The 20,782-nt window shown below is 73.0% G+C and carries 16 protein-coding genes; 5 read left to right on the plus strand and 11 right to left on the minus strand.

All coding sequences use genetic code 11. From position 1 onward, the window contains the following. Positions 1-143: 143 nt before the first annotated feature. The 3 genes from PV796_RS12285 to PV796_RS12295 all read right to left on the minus strand — a co-directional run bounded on the left by PV796_RS12285 (position 144) and on the right by PV796_RS12295 (position 1,573). A complete protein-coding gene (locus PV796_RS12285) occupies positions 144-383 on the minus strand; it encodes an RNA-binding protein (protein WP_003980229.1) in 240 nt (79 codons plus the stop codon). Positions 384-385: 2 nt separating this feature from the next. Beyond that, positions 386-826, minus strand: coding sequence for a 30S ribosomal protein S16 (gene rpsP, locus PV796_RS12290; protein WP_274913004.1), 441 nt, complete (start codon positions 824-826; stop codon positions 386-388). 156 nt (positions 827-982) lie between these two features. Next, entirely contained in the window at positions 983-1,573 is a 591-nt protein-coding gene (locus tag PV796_RS12295) for a hypothetical protein (RefSeq protein ID WP_274913006.1), read from the minus strand. Between the two features lie 554 nt (positions 1,574-2,127). On the opposite strand from PV796_RS12295, the gene PV796_RS12300 reads away from it, so the two are divergent. Further along, positions 2,128-2,985 carry a methyltransferase domain-containing protein gene (locus tag PV796_RS12300; RefSeq protein ID WP_274913007.1) on the plus strand — a complete coding sequence of 286 codons (858 nt, stop codon included), beginning with the start codon at positions 2,128-2,130 and terminating at the stop codon, positions 2,983-2,985. A 73-nt stretch (positions 2,986-3,058) separates the two neighbouring features. On the opposite strand, the gene ffh is transcribed toward PV796_RS12300, so the two are convergent. From ffh to nsdA, 5 genes are all read right to left on the minus strand, one after another. Beyond that, positions 3,059-4,609, minus strand: a complete 1,551-nt coding sequence (ffh, locus tag PV796_RS12305) for a signal recognition particle protein (protein WP_274913008.1) — start codon at positions 4,607-4,609, stop codon at positions 3,059-3,061. A 702-nt stretch (positions 4,610-5,311) separates the two neighbouring features. Then, positions 5,312-7,861, minus strand: coding sequence for a [protein-PII] uridylyltransferase (locus PV796_RS12310; RefSeq protein WP_274913009.1), 2,550 nt, complete (start codon positions 7,859-7,861; stop codon positions 5,312-5,314). Positions 7,862-7,931: 70 nt separating this feature from the next. Beyond that, positions 7,932-8,270, minus strand: a complete 339-nt coding sequence (locus PV796_RS12315; protein ID WP_039632407.1) for a P-II family nitrogen regulator — start codon at positions 8,268-8,270, stop codon at positions 7,932-7,934. Further along, positions 8,267-9,616 (minus strand): ammonium transporter, encoded by a 1,350-nt coding sequence (locus tag PV796_RS12320; RefSeq protein ID WP_274913010.1) that lies wholly within the window; start codon positions 9,614-9,616, stop codon positions 8,267-8,269. Before PV796_RS12320 ends, PV796_RS12315 begins: the two co-directional genes overlap by 4 nt. 170 nt (positions 9,617-9,786) lie before the next feature. Then, positions 9,787-11,280, minus strand: coding sequence for a transcriptional repressor NsdA (gene nsdA / locus PV796_RS12325; RefSeq protein WP_274913011.1), 1,494 nt, complete (start codon positions 11,278-11,280; stop codon positions 9,787-9,789). A 477-nt stretch (positions 11,281-11,757) separates the two neighbouring features. On the opposite strand from nsdA, the gene PV796_RS12330 reads away from it, so the two are divergent. After that, positions 11,758-12,468, plus strand: coding sequence for a bifunctional DNA primase/polymerase (locus tag PV796_RS12330; RefSeq protein WP_274913012.1), 711 nt, complete (start codon positions 11,758-11,760; stop codon positions 12,466-12,468). 186 nt (positions 12,469-12,654) lie between these two features. Here the strand turns inward: PV796_RS12330 and ftsY are convergent, their stop codons facing one another. Further along, positions 12,655-13,890, minus strand: coding sequence for a signal recognition particle-docking protein FtsY (gene ftsY / locus PV796_RS12335; protein WP_274913013.1), 1,236 nt, complete (start codon positions 13,888-13,890; stop codon positions 12,655-12,657). Positions 13,891-14,015: 125 nt separating this feature from the next. After that, positions 14,016-14,258 (minus strand): hypothetical protein, encoded by a 243-nt coding sequence (locus PV796_RS12340; RefSeq protein WP_274913015.1) that lies wholly within the window; start codon positions 14,256-14,258, stop codon positions 14,016-14,018. A 412-nt stretch (positions 14,259-14,670) separates the two neighbouring features. On the opposite strand from PV796_RS12340, the gene PV796_RS12345 reads away from it, so the two are divergent. From PV796_RS12345 to PV796_RS12355, 3 genes are all read left to right on the plus strand, one after another. Further along, the gene (locus PV796_RS12345) at positions 14,671-16,170 is read left to right on the plus strand and encodes a purine-cytosine permease family protein (RefSeq protein WP_274913016.1); all 1,500 of its coding nucleotides are present in this window, start codon (positions 14,671-14,673) and stop codon (positions 16,168-16,170) included. 92 nt (positions 16,171-16,262) lie between these two features. Then, positions 16,263-17,267, plus strand: coding sequence for an LLM class flavin-dependent oxidoreductase (locus PV796_RS12350; RefSeq protein ID WP_274913017.1), 1,005 nt, complete (start codon positions 16,263-16,265; stop codon positions 17,265-17,267). Positions 17,268-17,328: 61 nt separating this feature from the next. Next, positions 17,329-19,050, plus strand: a complete 1,722-nt coding sequence (locus PV796_RS12355; protein WP_274913018.1) for an ankyrin repeat domain-containing protein — start codon at positions 17,329-17,331, stop codon at positions 19,048-19,050. A gap of 78 nt (positions 19,051-19,128) precedes the next feature. Here PV796_RS12355 and PV796_RS12360 read toward each other — a convergent pair whose 3' ends face one another. Continuing rightward, positions 19,129-20,547 carry a sugar porter family MFS transporter gene (locus PV796_RS12360; RefSeq protein WP_274913020.1) on the minus strand — a complete coding sequence of 473 codons (1,419 nt, stop codon included), beginning with the start codon at positions 20,545-20,547 and terminating at the stop codon, positions 19,129-19,131. Between the last annotated feature and the right edge of the window lie 235 nt (positions 20,548-20,782).

A 20,782-nucleotide genomic window follows, 5' to 3' on the forward strand; every position in this document is an offset into this window, starting at 1 on the left:
TTCCTCAATTGACGGTGGTGGGTCCAACGGGACGGGTGGCCGCGGGCCCCTAGGGGATGCCCCTCGGGTTCCACGCTCGCATACGGACGCGGGCCGGGGACGGCCCGAAGGCCCTCCCCGGCCCGAGCCGGTGTTCAACTTGATCAGCGAACTTGGTCAACGTCGACGAGGTCGACGCGGATGCCCCGGCCGCCGATCGCACCCACGACGGTCCGCAGTGCACGGGCGGTGCGGCCGTTGCGGCCGATCACCTTGCCGAGGTCGTCGGGGTGGACCCGGACCTCCAGCACCCGCCCGCGGCGCAGGGTGCGCGAGGCTACCTGCACGTCGTCGGGGTTGTCGACGATGCCCTTGACGAGGTGCTCAAGGGCCTCCTCAAGCACGCTCAGTCCTCGGTGGACTCGGAGGTGGACTCGGCCGCGGCCTCGTCCGCCTTCTTGTCGGCCTTCTTCGCCTTCGGGGTGATGGCCTCACCCTTCGGCTCGTCACCGGAAGCCTTGGCAGCGGCCTCGAAGAGGGCGCTCTTGTCGGCCTTCGGCTCGGCGACCTTCATCGGCGCCGGGGCCGGCAGGCCCTTGAACTTCTGCCAGTCGCCGGTCACCTTGAGGATGGCCATCACGGGCTCGGTCGGCTGGGCGCCGACGCTCAGCCAGTACTGCGCACGCTCCGAGTCGACCTCGATGCGGGAGGGGTTCTGCACCGGGTGGTACAGGCCGATCTCCTCGATGGCGCGACCGTCCCGACGGGTGCGGGAGTCGGCGACGACGATGCGGTAGTGAGGCGAACGGATCTTGCCCAGACGCTTCAGCTTGATCTTGACTGCCACTGGAGTGGGGTCTCCTGGTCTTGACGTGGTGGGGCACAACGAGATGCCACGTGGGGTTGCGGTACTCGGGGGCCCCGATGGACGCGTCAGCCGGAGGAGAGAGGGGTCCTATGCGACTGTCGAGTACAGCAGGCAATTGTGCCACACGCCCGGAGGTCAGCCGACCGCGGCCACCTCGGGGATGCGGAAGGGCTTGCCGCAGCCGCCGCAGACGATCGGCGCCTGGGCCAGCACGGACGGAACGACCCGGACATTGCGCCCGCAGTCGCACACGGCCTTGACGCGGACGCCGCCCCCGGAGGAGCCGTGCCGGGCGGCCGGCCCGCGGAAGCTGCGGGCGGTGTCGGTGGCGGTGGCGGCGCTGTGGGCCTTGAGGGCTCTGGCGAGCCGCTCGATGGTGGGGCGGTAGCGCCGTCTGGCCTCGGGGTTGAGCGTGACCAACGAGAATCCGCTGCTGGGATGCGGCTCGTCGGTGTGGTCCAAGCCCAGCTCCTCGGCGATCGCCAGGAACCGGCGGTTGTGATAGCGGCCTGCCCGGGAGGTGTCGCGGATGCCGCGGGCGGCGGCGATGCCGTGGACTGCCTCGTGGAGCAGCCGTTCGAAGGAGAGCTCGGCGCCACAGGCGGACGAGGACTCTCCGATCAGGGATTCGGGCGCGGCCAGGTCCGGCAGCTCGGGGTGGTGCCGTTGAATGTCGGCCCAGGCGAGCGCCAGCTCGGCGGCGAGAACAGGCGGTGTCGTGCTCACGTCGTGACAACGAGCCGGAGTCGCCCGGTGTTCCGATTCCGGGGCATCCCAAATAATTTGCACGTACCGGTCAGTTTCTGGGCAGGAGGCGTGGCCCGTGCGTGGTACGTCGATCTGCACAGAAGGCACCCCGGCCGTGGCAAGCCGGTACGTAGGGCGCGTACCCCCGCGTACGCCACATGGCGTACGCCGCCCGCGCCTCCACGCACAGACCCGGGGCGATGTTACCGGCGGTACGAAATGCCGCGGGTGCCGGTCCGTCCCGTCCACGGTAGGGCTGCGGCATCCGTCGCCCCGAGGCGGGTCCCGCGGGCAGGGCCGGCGCGCGCCGGCGCTGCGTGGCGGGACCGCGGGCCTCGGGGCACCCTGGAACGGCGCTCCGGGAGTGCACGGCCCGGCGCACGCAGGGGCGCGCGGGAGCCAATCCCCGGCGCACCCCCTGGACGCCCGGTCGGTTGCGCAGTTGTCTGGTTCGCAGGGGGCGCAACGCACGGAAACACGGGGGCGGACGGTACTGATCAGCTTCGGGTTCTCGGCGAATAGGGGCGCTATCGATGTCACCCACGCTCGTGCGGCACCAGCTTCCGAACACCGGGTACCTCCCCAGCGCCGGCCCGGCCGCGCCGGCCGGCACCCGCGCCCGTGCCCGCGACTGGGCGGAGATCCAGGAGCGGATGCTGGTCCCCCTCTACGAGGCCGCATACGACCGGCTGGGCATCGGGCCCGGCACCCGGCTGCTGGGGCTGGGCTGCGGTTCCGGGCTGGCCCTGCTGCTCGCGGCGGCGCGCGGGGCGCAGGTCAGCGGCGTGGACGCGGACGAGTGCCGGCTGGAGCTGGCGCGCGAGCGGCTCACGCCGGACGGGATGCCGGAGGTCACCCGGCTGGTCAGCGGCGGGCTGGCGGACGCGGCGCCGACGGGCGCGGCGTTCACCGTGATCACGGCGTTCCATCCGGTGGGCTGCGGCGGCGGGGCGCAGGAGGTGGCCGGGGCGCTGACCGCGGCGGCGACGATGGCCGAGCGCGGCAGCGCGGTGGTGCTGGGCGGCTGGGGCCCGGTGGAACGGTGCGCGGCGGCCGGGGTGCTGGGGGTGGCGCGGCGGCTGACCGAACCCGCGGCGAGCCTGGGCGCCGGCTGGCGACCGGCCGGGCGGGACGACCTGGAGGAGTTGGCGGGCCGGGCGGGGCTGCGACCCGACGGATCGGGGCGGGTGGCCTGCCCGTTCGGGTACGCGGACTTGACGAGCGCGGTGCGCGGGATGCTGTCGACCGGGCTGTTCGACGCGGCGCTGGAGACGGCCGGACCACGGCAGGTGGAGAAGGAGCTGGCCGAAGCGCTCCAGCCGTACCAACGGGCGGACGGGACGGTCTGGATGGCGAACGTCTTTCGGTATCTGATCGCGCGCACCCGTTAGACGGGACCTCTGAACGCAACGACCGAGCCCCGACCGCCGAGAGGCGGCCGGGGCTCGGGTCAGTTCAGTCGCGTCACTTCATGAACTTCTTGAATTCTTCGGGGAGTTCGAAGTTCTGCGGGTCCTGGCCGCCCTGCGGCAGGCCGAGCGGGTTGCCGGCCGCGGCCGCCTCGCGGCGCGCCGCCTCGGCCTCCTCGTCGGCCTTGCGCTTCATCGGGTTGCCGCTCTTGCGCTTGCCCTTGGCCTGCTTGATCTGCTTCTTCTTCCGGGCGGCGCCGCCACCCATGCCCGGGATGCCGGGCATGCCGGGCATCCCGCCGCCCTGGGCCATCCGCGACATCATCTTGCGGGCCTCGAAGAACCGCTCGACGAGGTTCTTGACCATGCTGACGTCGACGCCGGAACCCCGGGCGATACGGGCCCGGCGGGACCCGTTGATGATCGTCGGGTCCTGGCGCTCGGTCGGCGTCATCGACTTGATGATCGCGGCGGTGCGGTCGACCTCGCGCTCGTCGAGGTTGTTGATCTGGTCCTTCATCTGCGCCATGCCGGGCAGCATGCCGAGCAGCTTGGAGATCGAGCCCATCTTCCGGACCTGCTCCATCTGGGCCAGGAAGTCGTCGAGGGTGAACTCCTTGGGGCCCTTCGCCAGCTTGGCCGCCATCTTCTCGGCCTCTTGCTGGCTGAAGGTCTGCTCGGCCTTCTCGATGAGCGAGAGCATGTCGCCCATGCCGAGGATGCGGGACGCCATGCGGTCCGGGTGGAACGCGTCGAATTCGTCCAGCTTCTCGCCGTTGGAGGCGAACATGATCTGCTTGCCGGTGACGTGCGCGATGGAGAGCGCGGCACCACCGCGGGCGTCGCCGTCCAGCTTGGAGAGCACCACGCCGTCGAAACCGACGCCGTCGCGGAACGCCTCGGCGGTGTTGACCGCGTCCTGACCGATCATCGCGTCGACGACGAAGAGGACCTCGTCCGGGCTGACCGCGTCCCGGATGTCCGCGGCCTGCTGCATCATCTCGGCGTCGATGCCGAGGCGGCCGGCGGTGTCGACGATGACCACGTCGTACTGCTTGCCGCGGGCGTGCTCGATGGAGTCCTTGGCGACCTGGACCGGGTCGCCGACGCCGTTGCCCGGCTCGGGGCCGTAGAAGGCGACGCCGGCGCGCTCGGAGACGACCTGGAGCTGGTTGACGGCGTTGGGGCGCTGGAGGTCGCAGGCGACCAGCAGCGGCGAGTGACCCTGGGTCTTGAGCCAGCGGCCCAGCTTGCCGGCGAGGGTGGTCTTACCGGCGCCCTGGAGGCCGGCGAGCATGATCACCGTCGGGGGCTGCTTGGCCAGGCGGAGGCGCCGGGTCTCGCCGCCGAGGATGCCGACGAGCTCCTCGTTGACGATCTTGATGACCTGCTGGGCCGGGTTCAGCGCCTGGCTGACCTCGACGCCCAGCGCGCGCTCCTTGACCTGCTTGATGAAGGCACGGACGACCGGCAGCGCGACGTCCGCTTCCAGCAGGGCGATCCGGATCTCGCGCGCGGTGGCATCGATGTCCGCCTCGCTCAGGCGGCCCTTGCCCCGGAGGTTTTTGAAAGTACTCGCCAAGCGGTCGGAAAGCGTATCGAACACGGCGGTCGTCGATCCTCGGGGTCGGGGGCTAAGGTCCAGTCGGGTTCTAGGGTATCCGGCCGTGCAAGCGATCCCGCCCCTGCCCGAGGGGGGCGGTCGCCGTAGGGGGCGGACGAACGGATCCCGTAGGGGTTCCAGGCGCCCCTTGCGGGCCACAACGCGGGGGCGACGGAGGGTATTCCCGGGAGCACGTTACGCGGTCGGGGCGTCGGGCCCCGGAGAGCGGACGGCACGCCCCGGAGGGCGAGAGCCGAGCGCCCAGGGGCGGGCGCAGGACCCTGGAGAGGGACGGCCAGCCTCTAATCGACCTCCAGGGAACGGGGGTTGGGCCCTGGCGGGGCAGCGCTCCAGAGCCGAGAGGGCGAGGGTCGGGCCTTCGGGGGCCGTGCTCCCGAGACCCGGAGGCGGGGGTCGACCCCTCGGGCAGCACTCGGGACGGAGAGTACGAAGCTCGGCCCTGGAGGGGAACCGGTCGAGCTCTGGAGCGCAGCGGTTGGGCTCCAGCGGGGCAGCGCTGCGGGCCCTGGAGGACGGCGGTCGGGGGTCGGGGCCTGAAGGACGAGGGCTGATGCCCCTGGGCAGCGCTCGGGGTCAGAGAGGGCGGGAGCCCGGCCCTGGGTCGGCCCTCTGGGGACAGTGGGGGGTGCGTCCGAGTGGGCGGGAACTGGGGCTTGGGGAGCGGTGGTTGGCCTCTTTTGGCCTCTAAGGGGCGGGGGGCGGGTCTTGGAGGGCGGACTCCACTGCTTCGGCCACCTTGTGGGCCGTCGGGTCGGGGAGGGGGGTGCCGTCGGGGTCGGTGACGTAGAAGGCGTCGACCGCGTTGGCGCCGAGGGTGCTGATGTGGGCGCTGCGCACGCTGACGCCGGCCGCGTCCAGGGCGCGGCCGATCCGGTGCAGCAGCCCGTGCGCGTCCCGGGCGCGGACCTCGATGACGGTGGCGGTGCGGGAACTGCCGGCGGCGACGGTGACGCTCGGCGGCGGGGCGAGGGCGGCGCGGGAGCGGCGGGCGTAGGCGCGTTCGCGTTCGGTGAGGCGGGCGGCGATGTCCAGGGAGCCGTCGAGGGCCCGGACGAGGTCGGCGCGGAGCCGGCCGGCCTCGGGCAGCGAGCCGTACTCGGCCGCCACCCGCCAGCTCAGCAGCAGCACCGGACCCCGGCCGAGGGGGTCGAGGGTGCGCAGTTCGGCGGAGCGGACGGTGAGGCGGTGCAGGGCCAGCACGCCGGCGGACGCGGGGAGCACGCCGGGCGGAACGGCCGTCGCGGGGTGGTGGCCGGGCAACGGGCGGGCGGGGACGGCGATGAGGAGTTCCACGCCGACCGGTTCCGGGGCGGTCGCGCCCGGGTCGTCCCCGACGGCGTCCGGCGGCCCGACCTCGGGGCGGGTGCACAGGGTCAGCGCCGGGCCGCCGGTGCGCTGCGCCTCGACGGCCAGCCGCTCCTGTTCGGCGGTGGGGGCGTCGGTCTCGCGCGGGTCCGGTGCGTGGCCGCCGGCAAGCCGGTCGGCGACGCGTTGGACGAGGCCGGCGACGAGCCCGGCGCGCCAGGCGCTCCAGGCCGCCGGCCCGGTGGCTAGCGCGTCGGCCTCGGTGAGGGCGTGCAGCAGTTCCAGGGTGCCCGGGCTGCCGACGGCCTCGGCGACCGCGCCGACCGTCTCCGGGTCGTCCAGGTCGCGCCGGGTGGCCGTCTCGACGAGCAGCAGGTGGTGCCGGACCAGGGCGGCGATCACCTCGGTGTCGCCGGGGCCGAAGCCGAGCCGGGTTGCCATGTCGCGGGCGATGGTCTCGCCGGCCACCGCGTGGTCGCCGGGCCAACCCTTGCCGATGTCGTGCAGCAGGGCAGCGACCAGGAGGAGGTCGGGTCGGTGCACCCGGCGGGTCAGCGCGGCGGCGCGGACCGCGGTCTCGACCAGGTGGCGGTCCACGGTCCAGGTGTGCACGGGGTTGCGCTGCGGACGGCAGCGGACCCGCTCCCAGTCGGGCAGCAGGCCGTCGATGACGCCCTCGGCCTCCAGGGCCTCCCATACGGGCACGGTGGGCGCGCCGGCGCCGAGGAGCGTGACCAGTTGTTCCCGTGCCTCGGCGGGCCAGGGCACCGGCAGCGGCGCGCCGGCCCGGGCGGCGTGGCAGCGACGGATGGCGTGGGTGGCCAGCGGGAGTCCGGCCTGGGCGGCGGCGGCCGCGGCGCGCAGCAGCAGCACCGGGTCGCGTTCGGGGCGGGCGGTGCGGGCCAGCACCGCCTCGCCGTCGAGTTCGACGACGCCGTCGGCGAGCGGCGAGCGTTCGCCGCGGGCGCCGCCGCGGCCGGCCAACAGCCCGCGCAGCGCCGGTTTGACGGACCGGGCGCGCAGCACCCGGCCGACCTCGCGCCAGGTGACGTCGGCGGCGTAGGCGATGGTGCGGGCGGACTCGTAGGTGCGGCGGAGCAGGGCGTCCGCGTCGAGCAGGCCGAGGGCGCCGGCGACCTGGTCCTGGTCCTGGAGGGAGAGGCGGTCGGTGGCGCGCCCGGTGGTGCGGTGCAGGGCGTCCCGGGTGTCCAGGAGCGCGGTGCGGGCGGCCTCCAGTCCGTCGCGGGGGGCGTCGGCGAGCCAGGAGGCGGCGATGGCCCGTAGGGCGGTGGCGTCGCGCAGGCCGCCGTGGGCCTCCTTGAGGTCGGGTTCGAGGAGGTACTGGAGCTCGCCGTGGCGGGCGGCGCGCTCCCGGCAGAGCTCGCGGAGCTCCGGCAGTCGTCGGGGGGCGCTCTCGCGCCAGTCGGCGTAGGCGGCGGTGCGGACCGCGGCGGTCAGTTCGGGGTCGCCGGCGAGGTGGCGGGCGTCGAGCAGGCCGAGCTGCACCTTGAGGTCGTCGCGGGCCGCGCGGCGGGCCTCGGCGGGGGTGCGGACGGAGTGGTCGAGGTCCAGGCCGAGGTCCCATACGGGGTACCAGAGGCGGTCGGCGAGGGCGGCGAGGTCGGCGGTGGCGGCGCGGCCGTCGTGCAGCAGCACCAGGTCGAGGTCGCTGCGCGGGGAGAGTTCGCCGCGGCCGTAGCCGCCGACGGCGACCAGTGCGGTGCCGGTGGCGGCCGGGCCGCGGGCAGTAGAGGCGAGCGCGCCGGCCAGTAGGGCGGCGAGCCAGTCGTCGGTGAGGTGGGCGAGGGCGGCCCGGCGGTCGGGGCCGGCGGGGGTGTCGTCCTGGAGGAGCCGCAGCCGGGCGGCGGGGTAGTCGCCGCCCGTGCGGGCGGTGGCGGCGGGGTCTGCGGTCTCGACGCGCTCGGTCAACTCGGTTTCTCCTCGGTCGTGTTGTCCCCCACGGCGCTCCGGTCGTCCCCCGCCGCCCGCCGCCGGCGGCTCACAGCGCGTCGGGTCCGCGCTCCCCGGTCCGCACCCGCACGGCCTCCTCGACGGGCACGCTCCACACCTTCCCGTCGCCGATCTTGCCGGTGCGGGCGGCCTTGACGACGACCTCCACCAACTCCTCGGCGTCCGCGTCCTCGACGAGCACCTCGATCCGGATCTTGGGCACCAGGTCGACGGTGTACTCGGCGCCCCGGTACACCTCGGTGTGCCCGCGCTGCCGTCCGTAGCCGCTGGCCTCGGTGACGGTCAGGCCGTGCACCCCGAACGCCTGGAGGGCGTCCTTCACCTCGTCGAGCCGGTGCGGCTTGATTACTGCCGTGATGAGCTTCACGCGTCCACCTTCTTGGTCGGGGGTTCGCCCAGTGCCGGAGTCCTGCGGGCCGCGGTGCCGCCGCCCGCACCGGCGAAGTCGTAGGCGGTCTCGGCGTGCGCGGCCTGGTCGACGCCGGTGATCTCCTCGTCCTCGCCGACCCGGAAGCCCATCACCAGGTCGATGGCCTTGGCAAGGACGTAGGAGACGACCAGCGAGTACAGCAGGACGCAGACCACGCCGACGGTCTGCTTGCCGAGTTGGGCGAAGCCGCCCCCGTAGAAGAGGCCCTTGGCGTGGCTCTGCACGCCGCCGGTGGCGAACAGCCCGATCAGCAGCGAGCCGACGATGCCGCCGACGAGGTGGACGCCGATCACGTCGAGGGAATCGTCGTATCCGAAGCGGTACTTGAGGCCGACGGCCATCGCGCACAGCACCCCGGCGATCACGCCGAGCGCGATCGCGCCGAGCGGGCTGACCGCGCCGCACGCGGGGGTGATGGCGACCAGGCCGGCGACCGCGCCGGAGGCCGCGCCGAGGGTGGTGAACGAGCCGTGCCGGAGCTTTTCGTAGCCGAGCCAGCCGAGCATCGCGGCGCCGGTGGCGACCTGGGTGTTGACGAAGGCGACCGCGGCGACGCCGTCGTCGTTGCCCAGCCAGGAGCCGGCGTTGAAGCCGAACCAGCCGAACCACAGCAGGCCGGCGCCGAGCATCACCAGCGGCAGGCTGTGCGGCCGCATCGGGTCCTTCTTGAAGCCGATGCGCTTGCCGACGACGAGGATCACGCCGAGCGCCGCGGCGCCGGCGTTGATGTGCACGGCGGTGCCGCCGGCGAAGTCGATGACGCCCAGTTTGAACAGCCAGCCGCCGTCGGCCCACACCCAGTGGGCGACCGGGAAGTAGACGACGGTGACCCACAGGGCGATGAAGAGCGCCCAGGCGGTGAACTTCACCCGGTCGGCGAGGGCGCCGCTGATCAGCGCGGGGGTGATCACCGCGAACATCAGTTGGAAGACGGCGAAGACGTAGATCGGGATGGTGCTGGTGCCCCATAGCTGGGTCAGGCCGATGTGGCCGAGGCCGGCGAAGTCGCCGTTCCAGCCGATGACGCCGCCGGCGTCGGTGCCGAAGGCCAGCCCGAAGCCGTAGAGCACCCACAGGAGGGTGACGATGCCGAGGCTGATGAAGCTCATCATCAGCATGTTCAGCACGCTCTTGACCCGGACCATGCCCCCGTAGAAGAAGGCCAGGCCGGGGGTCATCAGCATCACCAGGGCGGAGCAGATGAGCATGAACCCGGTGTTGGCGGGGCTGAGCGTGGTTTTTTCCGCCAGGCCGTCTGCGAGCGGAAGGATGCCTGGGGGCATCGGCGTCTCCTCGTCGTCGATGCGGCCCGTGCGGGTGGGGGTGGGCCGGCTTCGCGATGAGGGTGTCGCGGCGCCGTTTCGGCCAAACCTTGCCGGTGTTTCACCGGGGTGACGAAGTCGTCCGGCGTGTTACGCGGCGGTGAACTCCCCGTTCGTCGCGGGCGGCCCACTCAGCCGGCGGCGGCGGTCTCCGGGAGCTGTCGGCAGAGCTCGTCGCTGAGCTCGACGACCTCGCCGACGGTACCGAACTCCCGCAGGGCGGTGTCCACCGTCTTGCGCAGCCGGTTGTTGACCCGTTCGGAGCGGACCTGCCGGGCGAACGGTATCGCCTGCTGGGCCATCTCGGCGCACCGCTCCGGCTCCTTCTGGAGCAGGTGGACGGTGGCCATGCCGATGAGGTTGAGCGCGTAGGAGCGCTGGTGCTCGGGGTCCTTGGCGAACAGTTCGACGGCGCGGCGCATGACCGGCTCGGCGAGCGAGGCGTAGGTGGGGCTGCGGCCGGCGACGTAGGCGAGGTCGCGGTAGGAGTGGGCGTTCTCGGCGTTGAGTTCGGCCTCGGAGAAGAAGCGGATCCAGTCCGGATCGGGTTCGCCGGAGGTGATGTCGGAGAAGGTGTCCTCGGCCATCCGCACCGCGCGCTTGACCTTGCTGGGCTGGCCCATGCCGGCGTAGGCCCGGGCCTCCATCGCATACAACATCGCCTGGGTGCGGGGGGTGGCGGTCTCCCGGCTCCCGTACTGGGCGAGGTGGACGAGCTCCAACGCGTCGTCGGGCCGGCCGAGGTGGATCATCTGCCGGCTCATGCTGGAGAGGACGTACGAGCCGAGCGGGCGGTCGCCGGCCTCCTTGGAGGCGTGCAGCGCGAGGACGAAGTACTTCTGGGCGGTGGGCTGGAGGCCGATGTCGTAGCTCATCCAGCCGGCCAGTTCGGCGAGTTCGGCGGCGACCTTGAACAACCGCCGGGCGATCTCGGGCGGCTGGGGCTCCTGGAGCAGGTCGGTGACCTCGTGGAGCTGGCCGACCACCGCCTTGCGCCGCAGGCCGCCGCCGCACTGCGCGTCCCACTGCCGGAACATCGCGGTGGTCGCCTCCAGCAGCTCCAGCTCGGGGCGGGAGAGCCGGGCCAGACGGCGGGACCGCTCGGAGGGCGCACCGGGCTCGCCCGGGGCCGCGGGCACCGGCACCAGCCAGCGCTGCATCGGCTCGATCAGGGAGGGGCCGGCGGCGAGCGCGAGCGAGGTGCCCAGGAAGCCGCGGCGCGCCAGCATCAGGTCGCTGCGGGTGAACTCGCTGATGAGGTTGACGGTTTGGGGCCCGGCCCAGGGGAGGTCCACGCCGGAGACGGACGGGGACTGGTGCGCCGAGCGCAGCCCCAGCTCCTCGATGCCGACCACGCAGCCGAAGCGTTCGGAGAAGAGTTCGGAGAGGATCCGCGGGATGGGCTCCCGGGGTTGCTCCCCGTCGAGCCAACGGCGCACGCGGGAGGTGTCGGTACTGATGTGGTGGGCGCCCATCTGGCGCGCCCGGCGGTTCACCTGCCGCGCCAACTCGCCCTTGGACCAGCCGCTGCGCAGGAACCAGGACCCCAACTGCGCGTTGGGGCGTTTGACGGCGTCGGTGCCGTCCGTGCTGGTGGAGCCGGCGGTGCCGTCCGTGCCGCCCACAGGAACGCCCCCATTCCGATAGCGCTTGTCCGCGAACCACCCACAGGATGCCGCCTGTTGCGGCCCCCGTTCCGCGGTACATCTACCCGACCGCGGAATCCGGCCACACCTGCGGCCGTCGCCCCTCACGCGTTGCCACGGGCATACGCGTACGAATGGTGCCCCTGCGGGTTCGTGCACCGAAAGTAATCCTACGATCACGCCCGCCGGGAGGGCGATTGCAGAAACGCCACCATTCGCCACCCCTTTGAATGAACTCCCCGGCCGCCTCTCGCGATTGACTTGACACGGGTCGTCCGGGCGCGGGCGGAGCGGTGCACGCGAGGGCGTGCGGACCGAGCCGCGCCACCCGGCGCGTGACGGCACACGACCGGCACCGCAATGCGCCGACGGAGCGTGAACACCAGCGTGAAGAACCGTCTCCTCGTCAACTCGCCGACTCGTCACCACTCATCCGCACCACCCATAGGAGGGGGCATGGGTTTCACGATCGGCGGCATCCGGGACCTCCGTTCCGGCTCGCGCCGTCGCGTCCGCTCCGCCGAAGGCACCGCGGCGGCGGAGTACACCGGGCTGTGGGGCTGGGACGTCGTCCCCGGGGCGCGCGCCGTGCGGGCCGGCGGCCGGACGGCGTGCTCGTGCGGGGCCGCCAACTGCCCGTCCCCGGGCGCCCATCCGCTCTCCTTCGCCCGCGAGGTGCCGGCCGGCGCCACGCTGGAGAGGGCGGTCGCCGCCTGGGCGGAGACGCCGGGCGCCGCGGTGCTGCTCCCGGTGGGCCGGTCCTTCGACGTCCTGGACGTGCCGCAGGACGCGGGCCGGGGCGCGCTGGTGCGGCTGGAGCGGATGGGCCTGCCGCTGGGGCCGGTGGCCGCCACGCCCACCGGGCGCGCGCTGTTCTTCGTCGCCCCGGGGGCGGCCGACGCGCTGCCCGACCTCCTCTACCGCACGGGGTGGGACGACGCGGGCCTGGACCTGCGCCCGTTGGGCCCCGGCGACCACATCACCGCGCCGCCGTCCGACCTCGGCGGCCGAGGGCCGATGCGCTGGCTGCGCCCGCCGGTCCTGGACACCGCCGGCTGCCCGCCGCAGGCCCGGCTGCTGCTGGGCGCACTGGCGTATGTGTGCAACCGGTCGGCCGGTGGTCGGGCGGCCTCCGGTGCGGCGATGTCCGGCCCGCCGGGGCGCTGAGCCGGCGCGCGGTGGCGGTACGGGGCGCGCGGCGCGCGGGCCCGGCCGTCGCGGTCATCTCCCGCGCCGCGCAGCCGCATTGGCCGGATGTGATCGCCGGCGGCACCCGCCCGCCGGCTTGGCTTGATCCGAACGCTCGGCGCGGGGCTCCCGGTGGCCCGGCCCCGCCGTCGCGCCGTGCCGCCGTCAGTCGATCAACGCGTCCACGAACGCCTCGGGCTCGAACGGCGCCAGGTCGTCCGGGCCCTCGCCCAGGCCGACCAGCTTGACCGGGACGCCCAGTTCGCGCTGGACGGCGATGATGATGCCGCCCTTGGCGGTGCCGTCCAGCTTGGTGAGCACCACACCGGTGACGTCCACGACCTCGGCGAAGACCCGCGCCTGGACGAGGCCGTTCTGGCCGGTGGTGGCGTCCAGGACGAGCAGCACCTCGCCGACCGGGCCGTGCTTCTCGACGACCCGCTTGACCTTGCCGAGCTCGTCCATCAGCCCGGTCTTGGTGTGCAGCCGGCCGGCGGTGTCGATCAGCACGATGTCGGCGGACTCGGCGATGCCCTCCTTGACCGCGTCGAAGGCGATCGACGCCGGGTCGCCGCCCTCGGGGCCGCGGACCGTACGGGCGCCGACCCGCTCGCCCCAGGTCTGGAGCTGGTCGGCGGCGGCGGCGCGGAAGGTGTCGGCCGCGCCGAGCACCACGGACTTGCCGTCGGCGACCAGGACGCGGGCCAGCTTGCCGGTGGTGGTGGTCTTGCCGGTGCCGTTGACGCCGACGACCATCACCACGCCGGGGATCTCGTCACCGCCGTTGCCGACGGCGCCGTCGGTGTGCACGGTGCGGTCGACGTCGGTGCCGATGAGGGTGAGCAGCTCCTCGCGGAGCAGCTTGCGGAGCTCCTCGGGGCTGCGGGTGCCCAGCACCTTGACCCGCTCGCGGAGCCGCTCGACGAGCTCCTGGGTGGGGATGACGCCGACGTCGGCGGTGAGGAGGGTGTCCTCGATCTCCTCCCAGGTGTCCTCGTCGAGGTGTTCCCGCGACAGCAGGGTCAGCAGGCCCTTGCCGAGGGTGTTCTGGGAGCGGGCGAGCCGGGCGCGCAGCCGCACCAGGCGGCCGGCGGTCGGCTCGGGGACCTCGACGGCGGGGGCGGCGGGCGCCTCCGGCTCGGCGGGCGGCGCCTCGGCCTCGGCCGCGGGGGCCTCGGCCGTGGGCAGCTCGACTTCTTCGATGGTGCGACGTTCTTCGTCGCGGGGGGTCTCGGCCTCCTCGCCGACCTGCGGTTCGACGGGGGGCGCGGTGACGGAGGGCTTGGGGGCGGCCGGCGGGGACGGCGGCAGCTGTTTCTTCTTACGGCCGGTGACGACCAGCCCGCTGATCGCGCCGAGCACGACCACGGCGATGACTACGGCAAGGATGACGGTTTCCATAACCCCTCCAGTATCAGCCACACCCCGTCGCGGACGGCCGCACGCGCCCGGGGGCCCGTCCCGGTTGCCGGCGGGGTTCTCTCAACTCCCGCGGGGCCCTGGGTGATCCCGGCCGGGCCCCCGCCTCAGGACTCCCTGCGCTCCTCGGTGCGCCAGCGCTCCAGGGTGGGGTCGCGGTCGGATTCGTACATCCCCGACCCCCGGCAGTGGCGGCACTCCCCGGCCCGTTGGACGGTCTCGTACGGGCCGCGGAACGGGTCGACGCCGGGGGCGTAGGCCAGGGCCTGGGACACATAGCCGGTGCCCTGGCACCACTGGCATGTCTTGGCGGGCACATCGGCCTCCTGGGCGGGTTCGCTGTCGTTCATCGGGTTCACCTTGCACCAATTCCGTCGCGCCATGCCCCGAGGGGCGGGATCCCGCCGCCCGGTGGCAGCGCGCCCGCGCTCAAACGAGACGTGCGTCTCTCCGACGGGCCCCGGGCGGGGGCCGGGCACCGGCCGGCGTCGGGCGAGCGCGGCGGCCTGGGCGTCCCCCGCGTCTCGTATGTCCTGATCACGGGGGTGTGACTGGATTCATCGACAGCCACCGCGCTCCGTGCGATCGTCAAGGAGTCCAAGCGGACGGATCGAAAGAACTTGGAACAAAGTACGATGGTCGGCGGCTGAGCAACGCGCGTAGAGTCCTGGCAACCACTTTTCTGGCCAGGCACCACAGCCGCTGCCTGCACCTCCTCCCCGGGGGTGCCACCCAGACCCCCGCACGGAGACAGCTGCACCCATGGGCACCAGCACCACGTCTGCATCCACGTCCACTTCCGACGCCGACGGCGCCGTCGAGACCCGCGGCATCGAGCCGGTCCCGGATGACGAACGCCGGGGGCGGGTCCGGGAGCTCTTCCCGACCTGGGTGGCGGCGAACATCAGCGTGCTGCTGCTCACCATGGGCGCCTCCCTGGTGATCAACAACGCCCTGAACTTCTGGCAGGTGCTGATCGTCGCCGCGATCGCCGCGACGATCTCCTTCGGGATCGTCGGCCTGCTGTCGGTCTCCGGGAAGTGGGGCGGCGCGCCGGGCGCGATGCTCTCCCGGGCCGCCTTCGGCGTGCGCGGCAACTACTTCCCGGGCGCCATCCTCTGGGTCGCCCGCTTCGGCTGGGAGACGATCAACGCGGTCAGCGGCGCCTACGCGATCCTGACCGTGCTCCGCCTGGTGTTCGGCATCCAGACCAACAACGTGCTGGTCGTGGTGACCCTGTTGGGCTTCGTCGCCTGCACCTTCCTGATCAGCGGGATGGGTCGCAAGGCGCTCAACGTCTGCAACAAGTACTCCACGTACCTCTTCAGCCTCATCAGCGCCGTCGTCCTGATCTACCTGATCGTCGAGATGCCGTGGGGGGCGATCTTCGCCAAGTCGCCGGGCAGCGGCGCGATGATGATCGCGGGCATCGGCACCATCGCGGCCGGCGGCCTCAGTTGGGTGCCCACCGGCCCGGACTTCGCGCGCTACCTGCCGCACTCCGCCTCCGGTAAGAAGATCGTCGGCACCACCGTCTCGGGCGCGGCCCTGGTGCTGGTCCCGATGGTGGTCATGGGCGGCGTGATGGCCGTCTCCAAGCCGGAGTTGGCCAACCAGAACACCGACCCGATGTCCTTCCTGGGCCAGGTGCTCCCGTCGGCCATCGCGATCCCGTACCTGATCACCGCGCTGATCGGCATGATGCTGATCAACAGCCTGTCGATGTACTCCGCGGGCTTCACGGCGCAGACCATGGGCGTCAAGCTGCCGCGCGCCCTGGCGGTCAGCATCAACGCCGCCATCAGCCTGATCGGCGGGCTGTTCATGATGCTGGTGGCCAAGGACTTCGTGGGCCAGTTCATCGCCTTCCTGACGCTGCTCGCGGTCTCCTTCTCCGCCTGGATCGGCGTCTACGGCATCGACATGGCCCGCCGCCGCAAGATGGCGGTCCGCTACCACGCGCCGAGCCTGATGAACATCGACCGCACCAGCCGCTACTGGTACAAGGGCGGCTTCTGCTGGCAGGCCATGACGGCCTGGGGCGTCGCCCTGCTGGCCGGCCTGTCGTTCACCAAGGTCCAGTGGTTCACCGGCCCGCTGGCCGACACCTGGATCGGTCAGAACGGCCTGGGCTGGGCGGCCACCATCCTGATCGCCGCGGTGGTCTTCGCGGCGCTGCCCGCCGCCCGTGAGAACGGTGCCCCGGAGCCGGCCCCCGCCGCGGGCTCCGACGAGGAGCGGTCGGCCGTCGAGGTCGGCTGACCGGCGGCCGGATACCGCCCCTCCCCCTGGTGAACTGACGTATCGTCAGTTACGGTCCCCTTCGCCACCTGCTCTGGCGAAGGGGACCCGTCATGTCCGCCGGTTCTGCCGCACCCACCACGGTCCTGCGCTTCAACCTCGCCGGCCCACCGGCCGCGCCGGACGACCTCGCCGCCCGTTACCGGGCCGCCGTCGAGATGGCCCGGTACGCCGACGACCACGGCCTGACCATGGTCCAGACCGAGGAGCACCACGCCACCGACAACGGCTGGATGCCCTCCCCGCTCGCCTTCGCGGGCGCCGTCCTCGGCGCCACCCGCCGGATCGGCGTCACCGTCTCCGCCCTGCTCACGCCGCTGCACGACCCGCTGCGGCTGGCCGAGGACCTCGCCGTGCTCGATCTGCTCGGCGGCGGCCGGCTAGTCACCGTCGCCGGCCTCGGCTACCGGCCCGAGGAGTACGCGGCGCACGGCAAGGAGTGGCGCGAGCGCGGCGCCCTCCAAGACGAGGTGCTCCGGGCGCTGTTGAACGCCTGGACCGGCGAACCGTTCCGCTACCGGGGGCGCACCGTCCAGGTCACCCCGCGCCCGTTCACCCGACCGCACCCTCCGCTGCTCATCGGGGGCGCCTCGCGGCCCGCGGCCCGACGGGCGGCCCGCCTGGGGCTGCCGCTCTTCCCCAGCGCCCATCTACCGGAGCTGGAGCGCTACTACCACGAGCAGTGCGCCGCGGCCGGCACGGCCGGCTGGGTGCTCCAACCGCCGCGGCGCACCTGCCTGTTGCACCTCTCCGAGGACCCGGACCGCAGTTGGGCCGAGCACGGCGACCACCTGCTCTACGAGGCACGGCGGTACGCGGCCTGGCAGTCCACCGGGAGCCACTCCGCGGTCCGCTCGACCGCGCGGGACGCCGCGGCCCTGCGCGCCGAGGGCGTGTACCGCATCCTCACCCCGGACGACTGCCTGCGCCTGGCCCAAGAGGACGGCGCCCAGGGGACGTTGATCCTGCATCCGTTGTGCGGCGGCATGCCGGTCGAGGAGGGCTGGCGGTCGCTGCGACTGTTCGCGGAGCGGGTCGCGCCGCGGCTGGCGGGCTGAGCCGGAGCGGACCGCGGGCGCGACGCGGTCGATTGTCAGTGCCGGGTGTCACGATCGGTGCATGAGCTTCTTCGACGGTCTGCCCGCGTCCGCCCCACCCTCCGAACCCCCGCAGGACACCCTGGAGTTGGGCCCGTACGCGCCCGGTGACGACGAGGAGTTCGCCCCCGCCCACTGGTTCGTCCCGGCGCAGCTCCCCCAGGTCGCCGAGGCCGGCGCAGGCCCCGACGTGCGGATCCTGCTCACCGGGTGGGAGGTGTGGCCGGGGTCGGTGACGATGCGGCTGTCGGTCTTCCTGCGGCGGCTCCGTCCCGGCCGCCCGCCCGCGCCGCACGGCCACCCGGGCGACGGGGCGCTGCGCTGCGGCCTGCTGCTGGCCGACGGGCGGAAGGTCACCACCCTCGACGGCGCGCCCTGGCCGCCGGTCGAGCGGCGCGGCCCGACCCTGCGGATGAGCGGCGGCTCCGGCGGCGCCTTCCACTACCAACTGGAGCTGCACCTCTCGCAGTTGCCGCCGGCCGGCGCCACCCAGTTGGTGGTCGAGTGGCCGGACCAGCAGGTGCCCGAGACGGTCACGGTCGTCGACGCCGGGCCGCTGCGGGCGGCGGCCGGCGGGGTGCGGGAGGTCTGGCCGGACGCCGCGCCGCCGGCGGAGCGTGCGGAATCGCGGGGGTTCCGCACGCTCGCCACGGGCCCGGCCGCGATCATGGCCCGGCCGACCGAGCCGGAGCCGTGGACACCGCCCGCGCCCGAACCGGCGCGCGGCGACTGGGAGTTCCTGTCCCCGTCCCAGTGGCGGGACCCCGTCGCGGTGCTGGCCCGCCTGGAGCACGGTGCCGACCCGACCGCCCTGGCCCCCGGCTCCCCGGAGACCCCGCTGCATCTGGCCGCCGCCCACGGCTCCCCCGAGGTCGTCGCCGCGCTCCTGGAGCACGGCGCCGCGGTGGATGCCCCGGACGACCAGGGATGCACCCCACTGTGGGGCGCCGTCTGCCATGGCGCCGCGGCGGCGGCCGAGGTGCTGCTGCGGGCCGGCGCGGACGCCTGGCGCCCGCAGCTCGGCGGCCGCTCCCCCGGTCGGCTGGCGCTGACCACCGCGCTGGCCCCGCTGTTCGCCGGCCTCCCGGGCGCGGTGCCGCTGTCGCCGCAGGAGCGCGCCGCCGTGCGGGACGCGGACGAGCGGGCGGCGGTCTTCCGCGGGGTGCGCGCCGAGGGCAGCTCGGTGGCGTTCGTGGCCGGCGTCGACGAGGCGGAGACGGTCCGTCGGCTCGGCAGCGCCTGGGCCGACGGCCCCGCGTGGGCGCCGGCCCCCGGGGCGAATCCGCCCGCCCCGGACTCCTGGAGCCTCGATCCGTACGGCGCCGGCGCCCACCGCGCGGTGGGCGTGACGGGCGTGCCCGGCGGCTGCGTCCTGCTCCAGCCGGCGTCGTACGTGCTGGGCACCGACCCGCTGCTGGCCGCGCTCTCCCCGGGCGCCACCGCGTACGGCCTCTACGTCAGCCCCCAGGGCGGCACGTTCGGCACGCTCGCCCGCGACGGCCGCGTCGAGCTGTCCGAGGAGCTCGGCCTCCCGCCGCTCGACAGGGCGCCCGAGGGCCACTGGACCCACCGCTTCTGGAGCCGCTCCCTGCCGGACGACCTGTACGACGCGAGCGCGCTGGCCTACGCCTCCGCGGCGGCCGGTCTGCGCGTGACGACCCCGCGGCCCGTGATCGGTCCGCCCCGCCGCTGGGTGGAGATACCCGCCGACAGCCGGCTCCTGGCGCAGGTGGGCTCGGCGTGACCGGCGCGGAAACCACCGCTGCCCCGACTCGGGTGAGTCGGGGCAGCGGCGAGAACTGAGGAGAGGGCTGGCGGGGGGTTAGCCCATCTCCTCCAACGCCTTGCCCTTGGTCTCCTTCACGAACTTGAGCACGAAGGGGATCGAGAGCAGGGCGAAGACCGCGTAGATCACGTAGGTGCCGGACAGGTTCCAGTCGGAGAGGCTGGGGAAGCTGGCCGTGATCGCCCAGTTGGCGATCCACTGCGCGGAGGCGGCGACGCCCAGCGCGGCGGCACGGATCTTGTTCGGGAACATCTCGCCGAGGAAGACCCAGACCACGACGCCCCAGGAGAGCGCGAAGAAGAGGACGAAGCCGTGCGCGGCGATCAGCGCCACGGTGCCCTCGGTCGCCGGCAGGGTGCCGGCCGCGGTCTTGGCGGAGAAGGCCCAGGCTTCCAGGGCCAGCGCGATGGCCATACCGGCGGAGCCGATCAGCGCCAGCGGGCGACGACCGATCCGGTCGACGAAGATCATCGCGATCACGGTACCGATGATGTTGATGATCGAGGTGGTGAAGCTGTAGAAGAACGAGCTCTCCGGGTTGATGCCGACCGACTGCCACAGCGTCGAGGAGTAGTAGAAGGCGACGTTGATGCCGACGAGCTGCTGGAAGACGGAGAGTCCGATGCCGACCCACACGATCGGCAGGAAGCCGCCCTTGCCGCCGAGCAGGTCCTTGAAGGTCGACTTGTGCTCGCTGCGCATCGCGTCCTGGATCTCGACGATCCGGGCGTCGAGGTCCACGGTGTGCCCCTCGACCTCGGCGAGCACCTCCTTGGCACGATCGGCCTTGCCGACGGAGATCAGGAAGCGCGGCGACTCGGGGATCGCGAAGGAGAGCAGGCCGTAGAGGACGGCCGGGATGACCATCACGCCGAGCATCCACTGCCAGGCTTCCAGGCCGGCGATGGTGCCGCGCTGCTGGCCGTGGGCGAGGTTGAGGATGCCCCAGTTCACGAGCTGGGAGACGGCGATGCCGACGACGATCGCGGCCTGCTGGAAGGAGCCGAGCCGGCCGCGGTAGGCGGGCGGCGAGACCTCGGCGATGTAGGCCGGGCCGATGACCGAGGCCATGCCGATCGCGATGCCGCCCAGGACGCGCCACATCGCCAGGTCCCACAGGGCGAACGGCAGCGCCGAGCCGATGGCACTGATGGTGAACAGCACCGAGGCGATCTGCATGACCCGGATCCGGCCGATCCGGTCGGCGATCCGGCCGGCGGTGGCGGCGCCGATCGCGCAGCCGATCAGGGCGATGGCGATCACCTGCGCGAGGACGGCGGACCCGACGTCGTAGCGGCTGCGGATCGCCTCGACGGCGCCGTTGATGACGGAGCTGTCGTAGCCGAAGAGAAAGCCGCCCATCGCGGCAGCCGCGGTGATGAAGATGACATGGCCGAGGTGGTCCGGCTGGGCCTTGCGGCCTTCCGGGACCGTCGGCTGCGCGGTGCTGGTCAACGTGAACTCCAGTGGCCCGGCTGCGCTGCCGGGCGTAGGGGGCTGGCCCTACAAGTGGTGCACACGTTGGGGGTACCCACCACTTGAAGGTAAAAGCAACGTTGCAGAGACTATGCCTTTAAGTTTCGAAGTCAATACCCGAAACCTGACGTCTTCCTCACCCGCCCAGCGCAACCTCCATTCAAGTTCTGAATTGATCTTGAGAAGGCGAAGACGGGCCGGCGGAGAAGGCCCG

It is taken from the genome of Streptomyces sp. WZ-12, from assembly GCF_028898845.1.
In the GTDB taxonomy this organism is placed as follows: Bacteria; Actinomycetota; Actinomycetes; order Streptomycetales; family Streptomycetaceae; genus Streptomyces.